The organism is Kangiella geojedonensis (assembly GCF_000981765.1).
Classification (GTDB): Bacteria; Pseudomonadota; Gammaproteobacteria; order Enterobacterales; family Kangiellaceae; genus Kangiella; species Kangiella geojedonensis.
Genome location: NZ_CP010975.1, coordinates 1,563,490 through 1,582,006, shown reverse-complemented (window position 1 = coordinate 1,582,006; position 18,517 = coordinate 1,563,490). Strand labels below are relative to the sequence as shown.

The following is an 18,517-nucleotide window of genomic DNA, read 5'->3' as shown; positions in this document are numbered from 1 at the left end:
AAATAGGTTAAAGAGATAGTTATGAAGATTATAGTGGTAGGCTCTGGGTATGTTGGGCTTTCAAATGCCATCTTACTCGCTCAGCACAATGAAGTTACAATAATAGATATAGACTCCAGAAAAGTTGAGCTGCTTAAGAACGGAGAATCTCCTATAGATGATTCAGGCGTAAAAGAGTATTTACAAACGAAGCCTTTGAATTTAACAGCAAAGCTGGGTCAAAACGGCATCTACAAAGATGCAAATTACATAGTGGTTGCTACTCCTACCGATTATGACCCTAGCACAAATTATTTTAATACAAAAAGTATAGAGAAAGTTGTAGAGCAGGCATTAACCGAGAACCAAAAAGCGACTATAGTAATTAAGTCTACAATACCAATTGGTTATACAGATGAATTAAATAAAAGGTTTTGTACAAACAGAATTGTTTTTTCCCCCGAGTTTCTAAGAGAAGGAAATGCACTGTACGATAATTTACATCCATCCCGAATCATAATGGGTGCAAAAACTCAGGAAGCTGTAAAGTACGCGGAGCTAGTAAGAAGAGGCTCTTTATCACAGGATGTTCCGCTGCTATTCCTAGGAGCAAGGGAGGCCGAGGCTGTAAAGCTATTTGCTAATACATATTTAGCAATGCGAGTTGCATATTTTAATGAACTTGATAGCTTCGCACTTCAAAATGGACTTGAGGCAAAGGAGATTATTGATGGTGTTGGTTTGGAGCCAAGAATAGGAGCTCATTATAACAATCCCTCTTTCGGTTATGGTGGATACTGTTTTCCCAAGGATACTAAGCAAATGCTGGCTAATTTTGATGGTACCCCTCAGAGACTAATCAGCGCTATTGTGGAGTCTAACGATGTCAGGAAGATGTTTTTAGCCGAGTCGATCTTAAAGATGAAACCAAGTATTGTCGGTGTCTATAGACTAATTATGAAAACAGGCTCAGATAACTATCGCTCCTCTGCCGTTTTAGATGTTATTAGCTTTTTAGAGGAGAAAGGAATAGAAATAAAAATATTTGAACCTACCATCAAAAATTGGAGAGGGGCGGCAAGTTTAGAGAATGACCTAAGTGAGTTTAAAGATAGTTGTGATGTTATTATTGCAAATCGATTAACGGAAGAAATCAGGGATATTCAAGATAAGGTATACACTAGGGATGTTTATGGTGATAACTAACTTGCAGTTTATATAATTATAAAAATTCATGAAAATTAAAAAAGTTAGTCTGAGGCTCCCTTTTTCTATACTAGGAGTAATGTCCCTTTATTACATATTCTACTTTCTAGGTTTTTCTGAGAAGGAAGGCAGTGATGCCGGTTTGCCCATACTTTTGCTAAAGATTGTCTCTGTTGCAGCTTTTATTTTATTGTACTTTGACTGGAGAAGCATATTCCAAAAAAAAAGGGCTGTACAATATATTCTTTTAATAGTTGTTTTGTGGGGTTTGATATTTTTAGTCACTAAGAGTTTATATCTAGGGCAGCCAGACCTTAAGTATTTTAACCTGTTGTTAACACTTCTACCGTTTTGTCTGCTAGCTAATAGAAATCAGGAAGTAGAAGTTTATACTTTATTGAATTCACTGGTTTTTGTAGTCAGTATACAAATTTTGATTGATATTTATATCTTTATAAATGGTTTTAGTTTATGGGAGAACAATGCTTTTATCGGAGGGGTCGGGAATGCAAATGCATTTGGATTTATCTGTAATATTTGCTTAAGCTATCTCCTCTACTATAAACAAAAGTCTTTCCATAGATATGTTCTTATTGTATTAATATCTTTTGGGATATTATTTACTGTCTCAATGATGTCAGTGTTGTTTATGTTGCTAAATTTCACATTGTATTTCACAAGAAAGAACCTCCTATTAACTATTATTGTTTTATTGACTTCGATAGCAGTCCTATTTAGTACTTATGAGCTATTACTTCCTGAACACTTAAAGTTCAAATTTGAATCTTTACTAGCGCTTTTATCTGGTGATACAGCTACAGGTTCAAGGTCAGTATCCCTGAGGGTTGAAATATATAATACTTTTTTTGAGAATATTGAGAGAGCTACTATACACGTTATATTTTTTGGGTATGAAAATATCGCTTACTATATAGCCGACAGTCAATATTTAACTTATATTGGGAGTTTCGGACTGCTTTGGTCAGTATGCTTTTTCTCACTAATATTTTATTACTTATATATATCTATCGTTAAGAATAAAAGCTTTTTTTGGACCGTCGTATTTATACAGTTTGTGTTATTCTTTTTTGTAAACAGAGCCCTTGATTATTTTCCGATAGGTTTAATATTAGGGTTGGCGATTAGCAGTGGGTGGCATGAATCAAAGTATGATGATTCAAAAGTGTCTCTTAAAACATGATTACTTTGAAATATGGGACTTATTATTTATAGCACACTAAGAGGTTGACAAGTGATTACAGCAAGAACAAAAAGCTTAGTAACAGGTGGGGCGGGCTTTTTAGGCTCCAACTTATGTAAAAAGCTAATAGACAATGGCAATGATGTTATTTGTATTGATAATCTTCATACAGGAAGACTAACAAATATTGAAGGTCTAAGTACAAAAACTAATTTTACTTTTATCGAGCATGATATTCGTCAACCATTACCATCAATTCTTAAGGTCGATGAGATTTATAACTTGGCGTGTCCAGCCTCCCCGCCTCACTACCAAGCAGATCCAGTTTATACTTTTGAGACATCGATCCTAGGAGTAAGAAACGTCCTCTGTCACGCTGAAAAAAATAATGCAAAAGTTTTGCACGCATCAACAAGTGAAGTGTATGGTGACCCATTAGTACATCCGCAACATGAGTCATATTGGGGTAACGTAAACCCCATGGGGATTAGGTCCTGTTATGATGAGGGTAAGCGAGGCGCTGAAACCTTAATTCATGATTATGCTCTTATTCGTGGTGTAGAGGCTAAACTTGTACGCATATTTAATACTTATGGTGAAAATATGCGAGCAGATGATGGAAGAGTTGTTAGCAACTTTATTTGTCAAGCTATAAAAGGTAAGGATATAACAGTGTATGGAGATGGAAGCCAGACTAGAAGCTTTTGTTATGTAGATGATTTAATCGATGGGATTGTCGCTGTTATGGAAAGTGGAAAAGTAGCTAGCCCTTATAATTTAGGTAACCCAAATGAGTTTAGCATGCTTGAGCTAGCTGAGGTAGTTCTCAAGTTAACGGGCTCCCAGTCTCAAATCATAAAGCTACCATTACCCAAAGATGACCCAAAACAAAGGCAGCCTGTTATCGACAAAATTCATAAAGAACTTGGTTGGTCGCCCAAAGTACAGTTGCACGAAGGGTTAGGTGCTACTATCGAGTATTTTAATAACGAAATTAACCAAAAACGGTTTGCTTAAAGTGAGCAGCATGGTTCAGAATATGGAGTTGGTCTCTATAATAATGCCAGCGCATTTCGCTGAGAAGCATATATGGAGTAGCGTTGAGTCTGTGATGAAACAATCACATACTAACTGGGAGTTATTTATAATTGATGATTGCTCCAAAGACAATACTCTAAGTGTTATTCGAAACTTGGCTAGTCAAGATGAAAGGATAAAGGTAGTCTCGCTAGAAAAAAATGTTGGGCCAGCTATGGCCCGGAATGCTGGTTTGAAAAAAGCAAGGGGCCGATATATAGCTTTTTTAGATAGCGATGATTATTGGCTACCAAATAAACTACAAAGAAGCCTCGAGGCAATGAAAAACAATTCTGCTGACTTTATTTACACTTCGTATAGAAGAGTTGATTCTGAGAATAACAAACTCGGACGGTTTATTCATGTTCCTAAATCAATGACCTACTCAAAGCTTCTCGGGAATACAGCTATTACCACTTCTACAGTAGTATACGATTCAAGCGTAATTGGGAAGGTGTATATGCAGGATGTGTATTATGATGATTTTGCCTGCTGGTTAGAGATTTTAAAGCGTGGTGGTAAAGCCTATGGTCTAAATGAAGATCTCACACGATACCGCCTTACAGGAATTGACTCTGTATCTGGCAACAAAATTAACTCAGCAAAAAAAGTTTGGTGGCAGTTAAGGCATCATGAAAAACTTGGCCTGATAAGTGCAATCCGAGCTTTTATGAGCTATTCAATAAGAGGCTACTTGAAGCATCGAAAATTATAAACAAGTGTTAGTGCTTTCCCCTGCCCATATAGAGCGCTTATGTTTTAATTAGGTCTGAAACAACTTTCCACAAGAGAGAGCTAAGGCAATTGTTAACGATTATATGAAGTAATGATATTTGTTAGAGGGAAACGTATGAACTTATAAGTAGTTAAGTAATTCAGCCATACAAAGATTTGAAAGAGTCTAATTCCAATTTAAACTTCATTCAATTATCAACTTGTGACTTAACTCGAGGGCGTTGTTTCTTGGTAGTATTTACATTTTCCAAAATATTTTAAAAAGTGAGATTAATATAGTGAAAGCAATAATACCTGTTGCAGGTTTCGGTACAAGAATGTTGCCAGCCTCTAAAGCAATTCCAAAAGAGATGATAACTTTAATAGATCGACCGCTTATTCAGTATGTTATCGAAGAAGCTCACGCAGCCGGAATCACCGAAATTATTTTAGTAACCCATACAGCAAAATCCGCGATTGAAAATCATTTTGATACAAATTTTGAGTTAGAGTGGCAGTTAGAGCAGAAAGGCAAGCTTGAAATACTGGATGCGGTCCGATCTGTTTGTCCTTCTGGTATGAGGATTTCTTCGGTAAGGCAGTCAAGAGGGCTTGGTTTGGGCCATGCTATCTTGTGTGCAAGAGAAATGGTTAATTCAGATGACATTGCCATATTGTTGCCAGATGTGCTTATCAATAATAAGTTGTCAAACCATGCTACTGACAACCTTGCTGCTATGATACAAAGGTTTAATATCGACAAAGCAGGCCAGGTAATGGTTGAAGCTGTTTCTGAAAAAGATGTTGTTAAGTACGGTGTTGCTGATATTGAAGGAGATATAACTCCAGGTACAAGCAGGCCAGTAAGGGGGTTCGTTGAAAAGCCTGCAATTGACAAGGCACCATCGAATTTAGCCGTTGTAGGACGGTATGTACTACCAAAAGAAATCTGGCCTTATTTGGAGCAAGCTAAGCCCGGTGCTGGTGGTGAAATTCAATTGACTGATGCTATTGACTCGTTAGTTAAAGATGGGGTTGTTGAGGCTTATTATATGACGGGAAAAAGTCATGACTGCGGTTACATACAAGGGTATGTTGAAACCTTTATTGAATACGCCAATAATAGCTAAAGCCTGCCCTATAACTATAGCTTCTGGCATCATTTTGATACCAAAAAATGTAGTCGTTTTAGAATATTAATATGGATACGCACTCTAAAGTAGTTCGAGCATTGCAAAACCTTTCAAGGGATAAAGACCTATTGAATCTTGATAAGCTATTTGCCTGCGATGCAAAACGTAATGATTGGCTATTTAAATCCTGGGAACAGTTCACTTTTGATTTTACCAAGCAGCTTGTCAGTAAAGAAATCCTTACAGGGCTACTGGAATTAGCTGAATCAAGAAAGTTAAAAAACAGAATATCAGGGTTAATAGCCGGAAAGCCAGTTAATACATCGGAAGACAGACCGGCCCTACACACTGCGCTTAGAATGCCAAAGTCTAAATCGTTAGTGGTTAATCAAACTAATGTGGTTGCAGATGTCCACGGTTCACTCGAAAGAGTAAAAGGTATCGTTGATAAAATTCATAGTGGACAATGGCGCGGATACTCAGGCAAGCCAATTACCGACATAGTTAATATAGGTGTTGGTGGTTCTGACCTTGGACCTTTTATGGTGACTAATGCACTGAAGGACTTTCAGGCAGACTGGAAAAATCATTTAGATTTTCATTTCGTGTCTAGTATGGACGGAACGCAGATTTTCAAGCTTTTAGAGACGCTGAACCCTGAAACCTGTTTGTTCATTATTTCATCAAAGTCATTTACCACAATAGATACCTTCTATAACGCTAACACTGCAATGGAATGGATGCTGGGAGCTTGTCCCGATAAAAGTCTTGTTGTAAAGCAGCACTTTATTGGTGTTTCTGCAAGTCCAGACAAGATGAATGAGTGGGGTATAGCTGCGGATAATCAGTTACTATTTTGGGACTGGGTGGGTGGTCGCTTTTCGCTATGGTCAGCTATTGGGCTGCCAATCGCTTTATCAGTAGGCATGGACAACTTTGAGGCCCTCCTTTCTGGTGCTCACGAGATGGATAAGCAATTTGCTACAGCACCGTTTGAGGATAACATACCAGTGTTATTAGGGCTGATAGGTGTTTGGAATGCAACTTTCTTAAACATAAATGCGCATACAGTGCTTCCTTATGATGGACGGTTACAATTCTTACCAAACTACTTAACCCAGCTCGAAATGGAGAGCAATGGTAAAGCTGTAACTATGGATGGCAAAAAAGTTGAGTATAAAACCTGCCCGATTCTTTGGGGAGATATTGGCCCCAATGCGCAGCATGCTTTTTATCAACTACTACATCAGGGAACGCAAAAAGTCTCCTGTGATTTTATAGCACCAATAAACCGATATCATGATACTAGTAACGGCGCAGGAACTGACGAGTTCCTTATTAAGCAGCATAAATTATCTTTGGCAAACTGCCTTGCACAGTCAAGAGTGTTAGCATTCGGCAACAAAGCCGTTTCAGATGATGAGAACCTACCTGCTCATAAATTTTATAACGGTAACCAGCCCTCCACGACAATTCTAATGGATGAATTGAACCCTTATACTTTAGGATCTTTGATTGCCTTATATGAACATAAAGTTTTTGTGATGGCCTCAATTTGGGGTATAAACCCTTTCGATCAGTGGGGGGTTGAGCTAGGTAAGGTAATTGCTGGAGAACTTCTTGATGCGATTCAGGGGGACCCACCGGCTAAAAACTTAGACATATCTACTCAAACCTTGCTAGATACTATTAAAAACAAGGCTTAGACGATGAAAGTCTCTATTTATGGTAATAACTTGGAAGCTTATGTGGTTGCTATTTCCCTAGCGCTTGCAGGCAATGACGTAAAACATTATACCAAAGCTTTTAAATCTGAAGGCGACGAGCAGGGCCTTATTGCTAATGAACCAGGCTTGAAAGCTAACCTTGATAAAGCAATATCCAAGCAAGCTTATCAAGAAGTTAACGATGTTGAATTTAGTGAAGTCGATATTCACTGGACTTTTTATGAAAATAGTGGTGCTAGTGAGTTATTTGTATTTATCGACAAGCTGATAAGTTCTAGCAACTCAGTATCTCTAGTTCTAAGTACTACATTGGGGATCGGCACTTATAAATCTATATCGGCTGAGTTTAGCGATGCTTTCGATAAAAATTTACTTAGGGTCGGTGTTGTACCATCGTTGATGCGCGAGGGTCGAGCATTTAGAGATTTTGAAAATCCTGAATTACTCTTGATAGGTTCGAGCGATAACTGCCTCATTGCTAAACTATCTGAGCTACTATCTCCAGTTATTGATAACGCGGGTAAAGTAATGTTTATCACTGCCACAGAAGCAGAGTTCATAAAAACATCTATCTGTAGCATGCTTGCAACGCGGTTAAGTTTAATTAATGAGCTAGCCAGCTTAGCGGAGCAGCTTGATGTTGATATCAATACCGTTGTAGATGGTATGGGGGCTGATGAGAGAATAGGGGAAGCCTATTTGAAGCCTGGTTGTGGCTTCGGCGGATTAACACTACCCCAAGAGGTCGATAATATATTGCAACAGCTTTCGGGAGCCAGTTCTGGTTCGGCAATGCTTAAAGCCGTGGTTGAGACTAATAATAATCAAAAAGAAGTTTTGTTTAGGAAGTTCTGGTCATATCATAAAGCTAACATTTCGAATTTAAACGTTAGCGTTTGGGGAGCGAGTTTTAAACCTCAGTCAAGTTCAATGGCAAACTCTCCTATTCATGAGATTATTGAAGCTCTAACTGCACAAGGTTTGAACATTACTATCTACGATCCTGCCTCTCAAGACTTGCTCATTGAGCAATATGGGCACTATAAGAACCTGTGTGTTAGCAGTAATAAGTATGAGGCAGTATCAGGCACCGATGCGCTATTTATAGTTACTGCTTGGGATGAGTTCCTCCAGCCAGACTTTATCAAACTCAAACAGCTTATGAATAAACCTCTTATTTTTGATGGGAGAAACTTGTTCGAGCCTGGCGAGCTTGAAGAGTTCGGCTTTGAGTATTATGCAGTTGGCCGTGGCCAAAGTATAAATTCTTAAAAGGTAAATTATGAAATCGTGTTTTAAAGCCTACGATGTCCGTGGCAAATTAGAAGAAGAGCTTAATACTGAGGTGGCTTACAAAATAGGCCGAGCCTTTGCGATGGAGATTAAACCAAAGACGGTGGTTGTCGGTGGGGATATTCGTTTAACTTCTGAGGATCTCAAACAAGCTGTTGCTAACGGTATGCTAGATGAGGGCGTTCATGTTATTGATTTAGGTATGACGGGAACCGAAGAAGTTTATTTTGCTACTCAGCACCTGAAGGTAGATGGCGGTATAGAAGTTACCGCAAGTCATAATCCGATTGATTACAATGGTATGAAACTGGTTAAAGAAGGCGCTAAGCCAATCAGTGCTGATACAGGGCTAAAAGAGATTGAAGCCTTAGTTTATGGCGATGGCATGCCAAAAGAGACTACCAAGATTAAAGGCGAATTAAAGCAAGTTAACGCCACTACAGAGTTCATTGACCATCTAACCAGCTATATTGATCTATCTTCATTGAAGCCCATGAAAGTGGTCATGAACAGTGGCAATGGTGCCGCCGGTCATATCGTAGATGCTTTAGAGGCTAAATTTAAAGAAACAGAAGTTCCTGTAGAGTTTATAAAAATTAACCATGAGCCTGATGGGACTTTTCCAAATGGCATTCCTAACCCAATTTTAGTAGAGAACAGAGCTGTAACTTCTGAAGCCGTCTTAGCGAATAATGCGGATTTGGGAATTGCTTGGGACGGAGACTTTGATAGATGTTTCTTCTTTGATGAAAAAGGGCAGTTTATAGAAGGCTATTATATTGTTGGGTTACTAGCTGAAGCTTTCCTTAAAAAGAACCCTGGTAGTAAAATTGTTCATGATCCAAGGTTGACTTGGAATACAATTGATATTGTTTATTCAAACGGCGGCATTCCGGTTCAATCAAAGTGTGGTCACGCTTTCATCAAAGACGTTATGCGTGAGCACGATGCTGTTTATGGTGGCGAAATGTCTGCACACCACTACTTTAGAGATTTTGGTTATTGTGATAGCGGGATGGTTCCTTGGTTACTTCTGATTGAGTTACTGTCAAATAAGGGATGTGAGCTTTCCTCTTTAGTCGAAGAGCGTATAAAAATGTTCCCATCATCTGGTGAAATCAACAAAACTGTGAATGATGCAGATAAGGTCATCGAAAAAGTTTTAGAGGAATACCAGGACAAAGCAAAGAATATAGATACTTTGGACGGTATTAGTATAGAGTTTGAACAATGGCGGTTTAACCTTAGAAAGTCTAATACTGAGCCCGTTGTTAGGTTGAATGTGGAGTCGAAAGGTAGCTTGCAATTATTGAGTTCAGAGACGAAGAAATTATTACGTTACCTTAACTGAGAACTATAACGTTTGTGGCTTACTGTTGGTTTTATATATGAATAAAAAAATTTTAGTTACTGGTTCATCAGGCTTTATTGGAGGAGCTCTGGTAGAGCATTTAGTAAAAAGAGGTTTTAACACAATTGGGGCTTCTAGAAATAACACATTTATTCATCCACTTTACACTTTTTACAAAATATCAAGTTTAGAGCAGGGTGCTGATTGGTCTACGCCATTACACAATGTGGACACCGTTGTTCATTGTGCTGCAAGGGCACATATCCTTAAGGAAAAAGTAAAGTCACCTATTGATGAGTTTAGAAAGATTAATGTTGAAGCTACTTTACAGCTAGCAAAGCAAGCGTGCAAAGCAGGTGTGAAGAGATTCATATTTATCAGTTCAATTGGCGTCCTTGGTGATGAGACTAAGAGAGGTATAGCGTTTAATGAGTCAATGCCAGAGGACCCAAAGGCGATTTACGCAATTTCAAAATTAGAAGCCGAAAAAGCACTAAAGAAATTTGCTAAAAGCTCAGGACTTGAGTTAGTTATAATAAGACCTGCGCTAGTATATGATGTACATGCTCCTGGTAATTTTAGTCGACTGTTAAAGTTAGCAGACTCAATACTGCCACTCCCATTTAAGGGAGTAAAAAATAGACGTGCTTTGATATATCTTCCTAACTTGATCGAGCTGATAACTTCTTGCTTGACGCAAAAGGAAGCAGTAGGCGGATTGTTTTTGGCTTCAGATGGACAATCTGTTCCAATTTCAGAGATAATTTCAAAGCTTAGGGAGGGGATGGGGCGTAAAACAAATATTTTCTGGTTTCCCAACTGTATAATTAAAGCGCTAGCCACAATGCTTGGGAAAAAAAGAATATATACTCAGCTTTTCAGAAGTCTGGACATAGATACTGAACATACAAAATTAACATTAGGCTGGAGCCCAACTATTGAAACAAAGGACGCACTTATTATGGTCGGCAAGCAATACAAGTTATCAAAAAAAGGGATTATAAAATGAAAAAAACAAACCTAATTGTAGTAGCTCACCCAGATGACGAGGTGCTTGGTTGTGGCGGTACTGGTGCAAAGTTGGTACAGCAAGGTGAAATTGTTCAACCAGTGATCTTGTGTGGAAATGTCGATGTAAGAAGTCTTCGTCCTACAGATGAAGAGTTATACGATGATATGTGTGTGGCCAATAGCACAGTAGGGTTTCAGATCCCTATATTAGGAAGCTTTCCTAATATACGTATGAATACAGTTCCGCATGTTGAAATAGTGCAGTTTATTGAAAAGCAAATAGAAGATTTTAAACCTACGCGGATTTTTACTCACCATCCGGGAGACTTAAATGATGACCATGTGCAAGTCTCTAAAGCGTGTCAAGCGGCTGCTCGTTTATATCAACGTCGCTCTGATGTTCCAGCTTTAAAGGCGCTTTATTTCATGGAGATCTTGTCTTCAACTGATTGGGCATTCCCAACGACGGGTGAGAACTTTACTCCATCAACATTTCAAGAAATAGGGGAAGAAGCTTTAACAAGAAAAATTAACGCTTTGAGACATTATCGGAATGTTATGAGAGACTTCCCTCACCCTCGAAGTGAGGAGGTTCTTCGTGGCTTGGCGGCGTACAGAGGTGGGCAAGCAGGATTGAATTATGCGGAAGCATTTCAACTTGTCTTTCAAAATGGCATAGCCTAAACAACGTAAAGTAGTAATTTTACATATCTAGGAGTATTGAATGCGTCCTCATTCACTCTATCAGCGTTTTGGTAAGCGCTTTGTTGATTACTTCATTGTTATCGTAGCAAGTTTGTTCTTTCTACCTATAATTATATTGATCGTCATATTTATTAAGCTTTTTGATCCAGGCCCAGTTTTATTTAAACAGTGCCGTGTTGGAAGAGAGGGTGCATCTTTTGACTTTTATAAATTCAGAAGCATGCCAGTCAATACCGGAGATATTCCATCTGATCAAATTGGACAAATTCAACTAACTTGGATAGGAAAGTTTATTCGCCGGACAAATTTGGACGAACTTCCCCAACTTTTTAATGTGATAAAAGGTGATATGAGTATTGTTGGTCCCCGCCCCCCTTTACTAGCTCAAATAGAGCTCATAGAATTACGCAGAAAAAGTGGGGCATTAGGTTGTCGACCTGGGCTTACTGGCTTAGCTCAGGTTTCTTCATTTGATGGTATGAGTGTTCCTGAAAAAGCAGCTTTTGATGGTCAGTATGCAGAGCAAATTAGTTTCTGTGCCGATATAAAAATTATGTTGCGTACTTTTCTCTATCTACTGAAGCCTCCTCCAAAATATTAAGAAGGTATATTATGAAGAGAATTGGTTTTGTGACTTGTGTACAGCTAGGTCTATCTTGTATGGAAGCAATATACGATGCAGGTGGTGAAATAACCCTAGCTATGACTCTCACAGATGAGCAAGCTAAACATAAGTCGGGTCGAGTTTATATAGATGATTTTTGCGCAAAACACAGCGTAGCCCTTTTAAAATCGACACATGTGAATAATCCAGAAGTGATAGAGGCGATTAATCGTTACAAAATTGATTGGTTGTTTATAATAGGATGGTCTCAAATTGCTTCTAAAGAGCTCATAAACAGCCCAAATGAAGGTGTATTAGGAATACACCCAACACTTTTACCCCAAGGGCGAGGGAGAGCCGCTATTCCATGGGCAATTCTAAAAGGGTTGGATGAAACAGGTGTTACTTTATTCAAGCTGGATGAGGGTGTAGATACAGGCCCAATTGTTGAGCAAATTTCGATAGAGATGGATCGAAAAATGTGTGCTACAAGATTATACGAGAAAGTGAATCAAGCACACGTTGAATTAATCAAGAAGGTAATCCCTGACTTACTTAGAGATAATGTAGAAATGCTTGCACAAGATGACACATTAGCTTCTGAATGGCCAGGAAGAAGCCCAGAGGACGGTCAAATAAACTTAAATGGTAGTGTTGTTGATGCTGAAAGGTTGATTCGGGCTGTCACACACCCCTATCCAGGTGCATTTTACTATAATAACAAGGGACAAAAGGTAATTGTGTGGGAAGCTGAAATTTCGAATGAGTGTAAAAGTGGGGATTTAGAGTTTAATGATGGTTTTTTAACCATCATTAAATCAGATGTTTCGGAGTAATATAATCTTTGCATGAATTTACATACAAGAATAAACAGAAATTACTCAATCTAATTAGTTTGCCCTAAACATAGTTTTAAGTTCTCCCTTTCAATGAACATAGATGCAAAGTCGGCAAATGTTAAATCGCATTAACTGCACAATTACTATTGAGATATATTAACCATAAATATTATATAGAGAAACAGACAGTATGATCGATACGGTATTCTCAAAACTTGGCGAGCTACCTCGTAAAGCAAAGCTTTTAATCCTTTTATCTCTGGATTTTATGGTACTGACGTTCTCGTACTGTATGTCGGCCTATCTTTCTATGAATCTAGTTGATGCTATAGATTTTGAAATAAACTACTTGCATTATTTGGGCGTGGTCGTTTTTTGTTTGGCTTCTTTTATCTTTCTAGGATTGTATAAAGTGGCAACTCGTTTCGTTAGCTTCCGAATATTACTACTGGTTTTATACATATCAGTTTTATCCATTTTGTTTTTTTACACGTTCGCTAAAGTTCTTGGCCTTGAAGCATATAATATATCTGCAGCGGTAATGTATGGTTTAGTTGTTTATATTACATTGAGTGGATCGCGTTTTATAATCAGCGCTTATCATACGATGAGATTTAATAGGCTAAAAACAAGAGTTTTAATTTACGGTGCTGGTGCGGCTGGTAGACAGTTAGCTGAGACAACGGCAAATAGTCATGAGTACCACGCTGTTGCATTTATAGATGATAAACCAGATTTGCATGGGGTAGTAGTCAGAGGGCTTAAAGTTTACCCACCTTCTGAATTAGAAAGTGTAATCAAAAAGTATAGCGTGGATCGAGTTCTTTTAGCTTTACCAAGTATAGGTATTACTCAACGAAAAGAAATCTTAACGGATCTACATAAATACAACATACCCGTTATGACGATTCCAGGACTTAAAGATATTGTTGAAGGGAAAATGAAAATTGATGAGTTCCAGAACGTTTCTAAAGAGGAATTACTTGGTCGTGATCCTGTCCCTCTGAATGGAGCCTTGTTGCACCAAGATATACAAGGCCATATAGTCCTGCCTACTGGAGCAGGCGGCTCTATTGGTTCTGAGTTAAGTCGTCAAATAATTCGACTTAATCTAAAGCAAATCGTTCTTTTCGAAAGCTTGGAGTTTGCATTATATGCTTTAGGAATGGAGCTTCAACAGGCTATACGTAGTAAAGGACTTGAGATTTCTGTACGGCAGGTACTTGGAACAGTTCAAGATACAAAAGGAATAAAATGAATATTATTTTAGAGAAGATGATATCAGCCCCACGAATAATAAAACGAATAATAACCTACATCGTGGATTTAGGCATTCATATTTTTGCTTACTTACTATCACTTTATTTAACATTTCAAAGCTTGAATATCGATCTGGTAAATAATGACCTGTTCATTCATGCTTCTCTTTCAATTGCAACTTCAGTGTTATTATTGATTATTTTAGGATTTTATCGGGCCGTCAACCGCTTTGTTAGTTTTAAGATATTACTCGTGGTAGCTCTAGGTTGCTCATTATCATGTATTGCTTATTATTCTATAGGGAAAGGGATGTCAGCTTCTTATGTAACTGGCTCATCGACAGTAATATATGGTTCAGTATTATGTATTCTTTTAGGTGGCTCTCGTCTATTAGTTAGGTCGTATTTTAGTATGCGATTCAATACCCAAAAAGAAAAGATAGTTATCTATGGGGCTGGTTCCGCAGGTAGGCAGCTGGCAACATCATTAATTACCGGTAACGAATATTATCCTGTTGCTTTTGTAGATGATGATGAATCACTTGATGGAGTTATAATTCAAGGGATACGAGTGCATAAGGCAAGTAACTTGAGGGAAGTCATTAAGACACACAGTGCAGGAAAGGTTCTACTTGCTCTTCCAAGCACTTCAAGAGCAAGAAGAAAGTTTATCATTGGACGAATCGAAGGGTCGGGTGTGGCTGTTCAAACAATACCTGGGATGGCTGATATTGTAGCAGGGAAAATGAAAATAGATGAGTTTCAGGATGTTGATATTGAAGATTTATTAGGTCGGGATCCAGTTCCGCCAGTCAAGAAGCTTCTTGACAAGAATATTGCTAATAAATCCATAATGATTACGGGGGCGGGCGGCTCTATTGGATCTGAGCTTTGCAGGCAAATAGTTCAATTAAAGCCATCAACCTTGGTGCTTTTTGAGATTTCTGAGTACGGGCTGTACCAGATTGATAAAGAGCTAGCAGGGTATTGCCAACAACATAGCCTAAAAGTCGATATAAAGCCAGTCCTGGGTTCAGTTGTAGACAAAAGAAAGGTGGAGAAGGTATTACAGCACTTTAAAGTGGAGACTTTGTACCACGCGGCAGCATATAAGCACGTACCTATGGTTGAGCATAATGTTATTGAAGGAGTTAGAAATAATGTTTTTGGCACACTAAACACTGCCCTTGCAGCAATTGAGTCTGGTGTGCAGAGCTTTGTTTTGATATCAACTGACAAGGCTGTTAGGCCAACTAACGTTATGGGAACTACAAAAAGACTTGCTGAACTTGTGCTTCAGGGCTTAGCCACAAAAAATACTTCTACGTGTTTTAGTATGGTTCGCTTCGGTAATGTTCTAGGCTCTTCTGGTTCCGTTGTACCGCTATTTAAAAAACAGATACAGGGTGGTGGCCCTGTAACGGTAACTCACCCAGATATTACACGTTATTTCATGACCATACCCGAGGCTGCGCAACTAGTGATACAAGCCGGCGCTATGGGTAAAGGAGGAGATGTTTTTGTTTTAGACATGGGTGAACCTGTCAAAATCGTTGAGCTTGCCGAAAAACTAATTCTGTTAATGGGCCTGCAGGTTAAGAGTGCCGATAACCCTAACGGTGATATTGAAATAGCATATAGCGGCTTGCGCCCAGGTGAAAAATTATATGAAGAGCTCTTGGTGGGAAGCAATGTTGAAGGAACGACACACCCTAGGATTATGACTGCGAATGAAAAATACCTTGAATGGATTGATATTAATGAGCTAATAAAAAATCTTGACTCAGCTTGTAACCAGTATGACCAAGTCAGAATTCGAGAGATTTTGCTAGAAGCTCCGACAGATTTTAAGCCTTCCGATGGTATTTCCGACTTATTATGGGAAGCCGATAGAAATAATCGAGAGAATGTTGTTAAAATTTCTGAAAAATAGTTAATCTAGTAGTTTAATTGGGTATATTTCTTTACCTCACACCCTTATCTATTCTAGTTATTTAATCTAAATAACACTACGCCCTATACTTTAATGATTATTCAGTGCCCTGATGTCTGGGCACTGTGGTAGCTATACTTTTAGGAGCTGGGTAATCATTATGGTCATTTCTTTAACTCATCTGCGTCAATTAGAGTATGAGTCGATCCAAATCATGCGTGAGGTCATTGCCGAGTTCGATAAACCAGTGATGCTTTACTCTGTCGGCAAGGATTCATCTGTTCTACTACACCTCGCTCGTAAAGCGTTTGCGCCTGCAAAACTGCCTTTTCCTCTACTTCATGTTGATACAACGTGGAAATTTAAAGAGATGATTGCTTTTCGCGATCAAATGGCGAAAGACTACGGTTTTGAGCTGTTGGTTCATCAAAACCCTGAAGGGCTAGCGATGAATGTTGGCCCTTTTAGTCATGGTAGTGCAACGCACACTGATATCATGAAAACTCAAGGACTAAAGCAAGCTTTAGATCAGTACCAATTCGATGCGGCCTTTGGTGGAGCGCGTCGTGATGAGGAGAAAACTCGAGCGAAGGAGCGTGTTTACTCATTCCGTGATAAGAAACATCGTTGGGATCCTAAAAATCAGCGTCCCGAGCTGTGGAATATCTTTAACGGTAAAGTCCACAAAGGGGAAAGCATTCGAGTTTTTCCTTTGTCAAATTGGACTGAGCTGGATATTTGGCAGTATATCTATTTAGAAAAGATTCCAATCCCTGATCTGTATTTTGCTAAAGAGCGCCCAGTCGTTGAGCGAGACGGCACCTTAATCATGGTTGACGATGAGAGAATGCCTTTAGAAGAAGGTGAGAAGCCTATGATGAAAAAGGTTCGCTTCCGTACTCTGGGTTGTTACCCATTAACTGGTGCAGTTGAATCTGAAGCAGATACGCTTCCAGCGATTATTCAAGAGATGTTACTGACCAAGACCTCCGAGCGTCAGGGGCGAGTTATTGATCATGACAGTTCTGGCTCAATGGAAAAGAAAAAAATTGAGGGGTATTTCTAATGTCGCATGCTTCACCTCTAATTGAAAACGACATTCTTGCTTATTTAGAACAGCATGAAAACAAAGATTTATTGCGTTTTATCACCTGTGGTAGCGTTGATGATGGTAAAAGTACGTTAATTGGCCGCTTGCTACATGATAGTAAAATGATCTTTGAAGATCAGCTTGCTGCAGTAACTGCCGATAGCAAAAAGTCAGGAACAACAGGTGATAAAGTTGATTTGGCGCTGTTGGTCGATGGACTACAATCTGAGCGCGAGCAGGGCATTACTATTGATGTTGCTTACCGTTACTTTTCGACAGATATACGAAAATTTATTATCGCTGATACTCCTGGGCACGAACAATATACTCGAAATATGGCGACAGGCGCTTCGACATGTGACTTAGCTATTATTTTGGTGGATGCTCGACATGGAGTACAAACCCAGACACGTCGACATAGCTTTTTATGCTCTTTATTAGGCATCAAGCATGTCATTGTAGCTGTTAATAAAATGGACTTGGTTGATTATTCGCAAGACCGATATAAAGAAATCCAAGCTCAATATTTAGAGCTCGCAGGCTCTTTAGACATTCCTGATATCCGTTTTGTGCCTATTTCTGCACTGGATGGCGACAATGTGGTGAATCCAAGTGAGAATATGACGTGGTTCCGTGGTTCGCCGTTAATGCATTACCTTGAAACGACGGAAATCGCGAGTGATATTAATTTGACCGACTTTAGATTCCCTGTTCAATACGTTAATAGACCACACCTCGATTTTAGAGGTTTTGCGGGCACAATCGTTTCTGGAACTATCGCTAAAGGCGATACAATTCGTGCATTACCGTCAGGTAAGCTGGCTAAAGTGAAGTCGATTGTAACGTTTGATGGTGAGCTGGAAGAGACCTCTGCACCAATGGCTGTAACTTTGACTCTTAACGATGAAATTGATATCAGTCGTGGTGATATGATCGTTAAGAAAGATAATTTGCCGAATGTCTCAAACCACATGAGAGCTAAAGTTATTTGGATGCACGAGACAGCCCTGACGACACATCGAGAGTACTATATTAAGTTCAATAGCAAGCTAACGACTGGTGAGTTCGAAGAAATTCATCACCGTATTGATGTAAATACGATGGCTGAACATGATGCTGGGCAACTAGAATTGAATGAAATTGGTCTCGTCGACTTATCTGTGAATGAGAAGGTCATGTTTGATGATTACCGTAGTAATCATAAAACTGGTGCCTTTATCATTATCGATCGCTTAACCAATGTTACCGTTGGTGCAGGTATGATTGAGGCTGCTTTAAGTGATACTAGTGATGAGGTAACTACTCATGAGTATAGCGAGTTTGAGCTTGAGTTTAACCAGCTTGTTCGCAAACACTTCCCTCATTGGGGCGCCAAAGATATTACAAAGAGTTAAT

The 18,517-nt window shown here is 38.9% G+C and carries 16 protein-coding genes; all 16 read left to right on the top strand.

What is annotated here, in order from left to right:
- Positions 1-21 precede the first annotated feature (21 nt).
- The 16 genes from TQ33_RS07065 (at position 22) to cysN (ending at position 18,516) form a co-directional block, all read left to right on the top strand.
- The gene (locus TQ33_RS07065) at positions 22-1,185 is read left to right on the top strand and encodes a nucleotide sugar dehydrogenase (protein WP_046561430.1); all 1,164 of its coding nucleotides are present in this window, start codon (positions 22-24) and stop codon (positions 1,183-1,185) included.
- A gap of 28 nt (positions 1,186-1,213) precedes the next feature.
- Positions 1,214-2,386 carry a hypothetical protein gene (locus tag TQ33_RS07060; RefSeq protein WP_144405962.1) on the top strand — a complete coding sequence of 391 codons (1,173 nt, stop codon included), beginning with the start codon at positions 1,214-1,216 and terminating at the stop codon, positions 2,384-2,386.
- 51 nt (positions 2,387-2,437) lie between these two features.
- The gene (locus TQ33_RS07055) at positions 2,438-3,403 is read left to right on the top strand and encodes a UDP-glucuronic acid decarboxylase family protein (RefSeq protein ID WP_046561428.1); all 966 of its coding nucleotides are present in this window, start codon (positions 2,438-2,440) and stop codon (positions 3,401-3,403) included.
- A gap of 10 nt (positions 3,404-3,413) precedes the next feature.
- Positions 3,414-4,178 carry a glycosyltransferase family 2 protein gene (locus TQ33_RS07050; protein ID WP_052735236.1) on the top strand — a complete coding sequence of 255 codons (765 nt, stop codon included), beginning with the start codon at positions 3,414-3,416 and terminating at the stop codon, positions 4,176-4,178.
- Between the two features lie 298 nt (positions 4,179-4,476).
- Positions 4,477-5,307 carry a UTP--glucose-1-phosphate uridylyltransferase gene (locus TQ33_RS07045; protein WP_052735235.1) on the top strand — a complete coding sequence of 277 codons (831 nt, stop codon included), beginning with the start codon at positions 4,477-4,479 and terminating at the stop codon, positions 5,305-5,307.
- Positions 5,308-5,378: 71 nt separating this feature from the next.
- Positions 5,379-7,016 carry a glucose-6-phosphate isomerase gene (gene pgi, locus TQ33_RS07040; RefSeq protein WP_046561426.1) on the top strand — a complete coding sequence of 546 codons (1,638 nt, stop codon included), beginning with the start codon at positions 5,379-5,381 and terminating at the stop codon, positions 7,014-7,016.
- Positions 7,017-7,019: 3 nt separating this feature from the next.
- Positions 7,020-8,309 carry a UDP binding domain-containing protein gene (locus tag TQ33_RS07035; protein WP_046561425.1) on the top strand — a complete coding sequence of 430 codons (1,290 nt, stop codon included), beginning with the start codon at positions 7,020-7,022 and terminating at the stop codon, positions 8,307-8,309.
- Between the two features lie 10 nt (positions 8,310-8,319).
- The gene (locus tag TQ33_RS07030) at positions 8,320-9,681 is read left to right on the top strand and encodes a phosphohexomutase domain-containing protein (RefSeq protein ID WP_046561424.1); all 1,362 of its coding nucleotides are present in this window, start codon (positions 8,320-8,322) and stop codon (positions 9,679-9,681) included.
- A 37-nt stretch (positions 9,682-9,718) separates the two neighbouring features.
- Positions 9,719-10,690 carry an NAD-dependent epimerase/dehydratase family protein gene (locus TQ33_RS07025; RefSeq protein ID WP_046561423.1) on the top strand — a complete coding sequence of 324 codons (972 nt, stop codon included), beginning with the start codon at positions 9,719-9,721 and terminating at the stop codon, positions 10,688-10,690.
- The gene (locus TQ33_RS07020; RefSeq protein WP_046561422.1) at positions 10,687-11,376 is read left to right on the top strand and encodes a PIG-L deacetylase family protein; all 690 of its coding nucleotides are present in this window, start codon (positions 10,687-10,689) and stop codon (positions 11,374-11,376) included. Before TQ33_RS07025 ends, TQ33_RS07020 begins: the two co-directional genes overlap by 4 nt.
- Before the next feature lie 40 nt (positions 11,377-11,416).
- Complete coding sequence (locus TQ33_RS07015) at positions 11,417-11,998, top strand: sugar transferase (protein WP_046561421.1); 582 nt, start codon at positions 11,417-11,419, stop codon at positions 11,996-11,998.
- 11 nt (positions 11,999-12,009) lie between these two features.
- A complete protein-coding gene (locus tag TQ33_RS07010) occupies positions 12,010-12,837 on the top strand; it encodes a formyltransferase family protein (protein ID WP_046561420.1) in 828 nt (275 codons plus the stop codon).
- Between the two features lie 193 nt (positions 12,838-13,030).
- Positions 13,031-14,098 (top strand): polysaccharide biosynthesis protein, encoded by a 1,068-nt coding sequence (locus TQ33_RS07005; RefSeq protein ID WP_046562365.1) that lies wholly within the window; start codon positions 13,031-13,033, stop codon positions 14,096-14,098.
- Positions 14,095-16,032, top strand: coding sequence for a polysaccharide biosynthesis protein (locus tag TQ33_RS07000; protein ID WP_046561419.1), 1,938 nt, complete (start codon positions 14,095-14,097; stop codon positions 16,030-16,032). Before TQ33_RS07005 ends, TQ33_RS07000 begins: the two co-directional genes overlap by 4 nt.
- A gap of 160 nt (positions 16,033-16,192) precedes the next feature.
- The gene (gene cysD / locus TQ33_RS06995; protein ID WP_046561418.1) at positions 16,193-17,098 is read left to right on the top strand and encodes a sulfate adenylyltransferase subunit CysD; all 906 of its coding nucleotides are present in this window, start codon (positions 16,193-16,195) and stop codon (positions 17,096-17,098) included.
- The gene (gene cysN / locus TQ33_RS06990; RefSeq protein WP_046561417.1) at positions 17,098-18,516 is read left to right on the top strand and encodes a sulfate adenylyltransferase subunit CysN; all 1,419 of its coding nucleotides are present in this window, start codon (positions 17,098-17,100) and stop codon (positions 18,514-18,516) included. Before cysD ends, cysN begins: the two co-directional genes overlap by 1 nt.
- Position 18,517 lies beyond the last annotated feature (1 nt).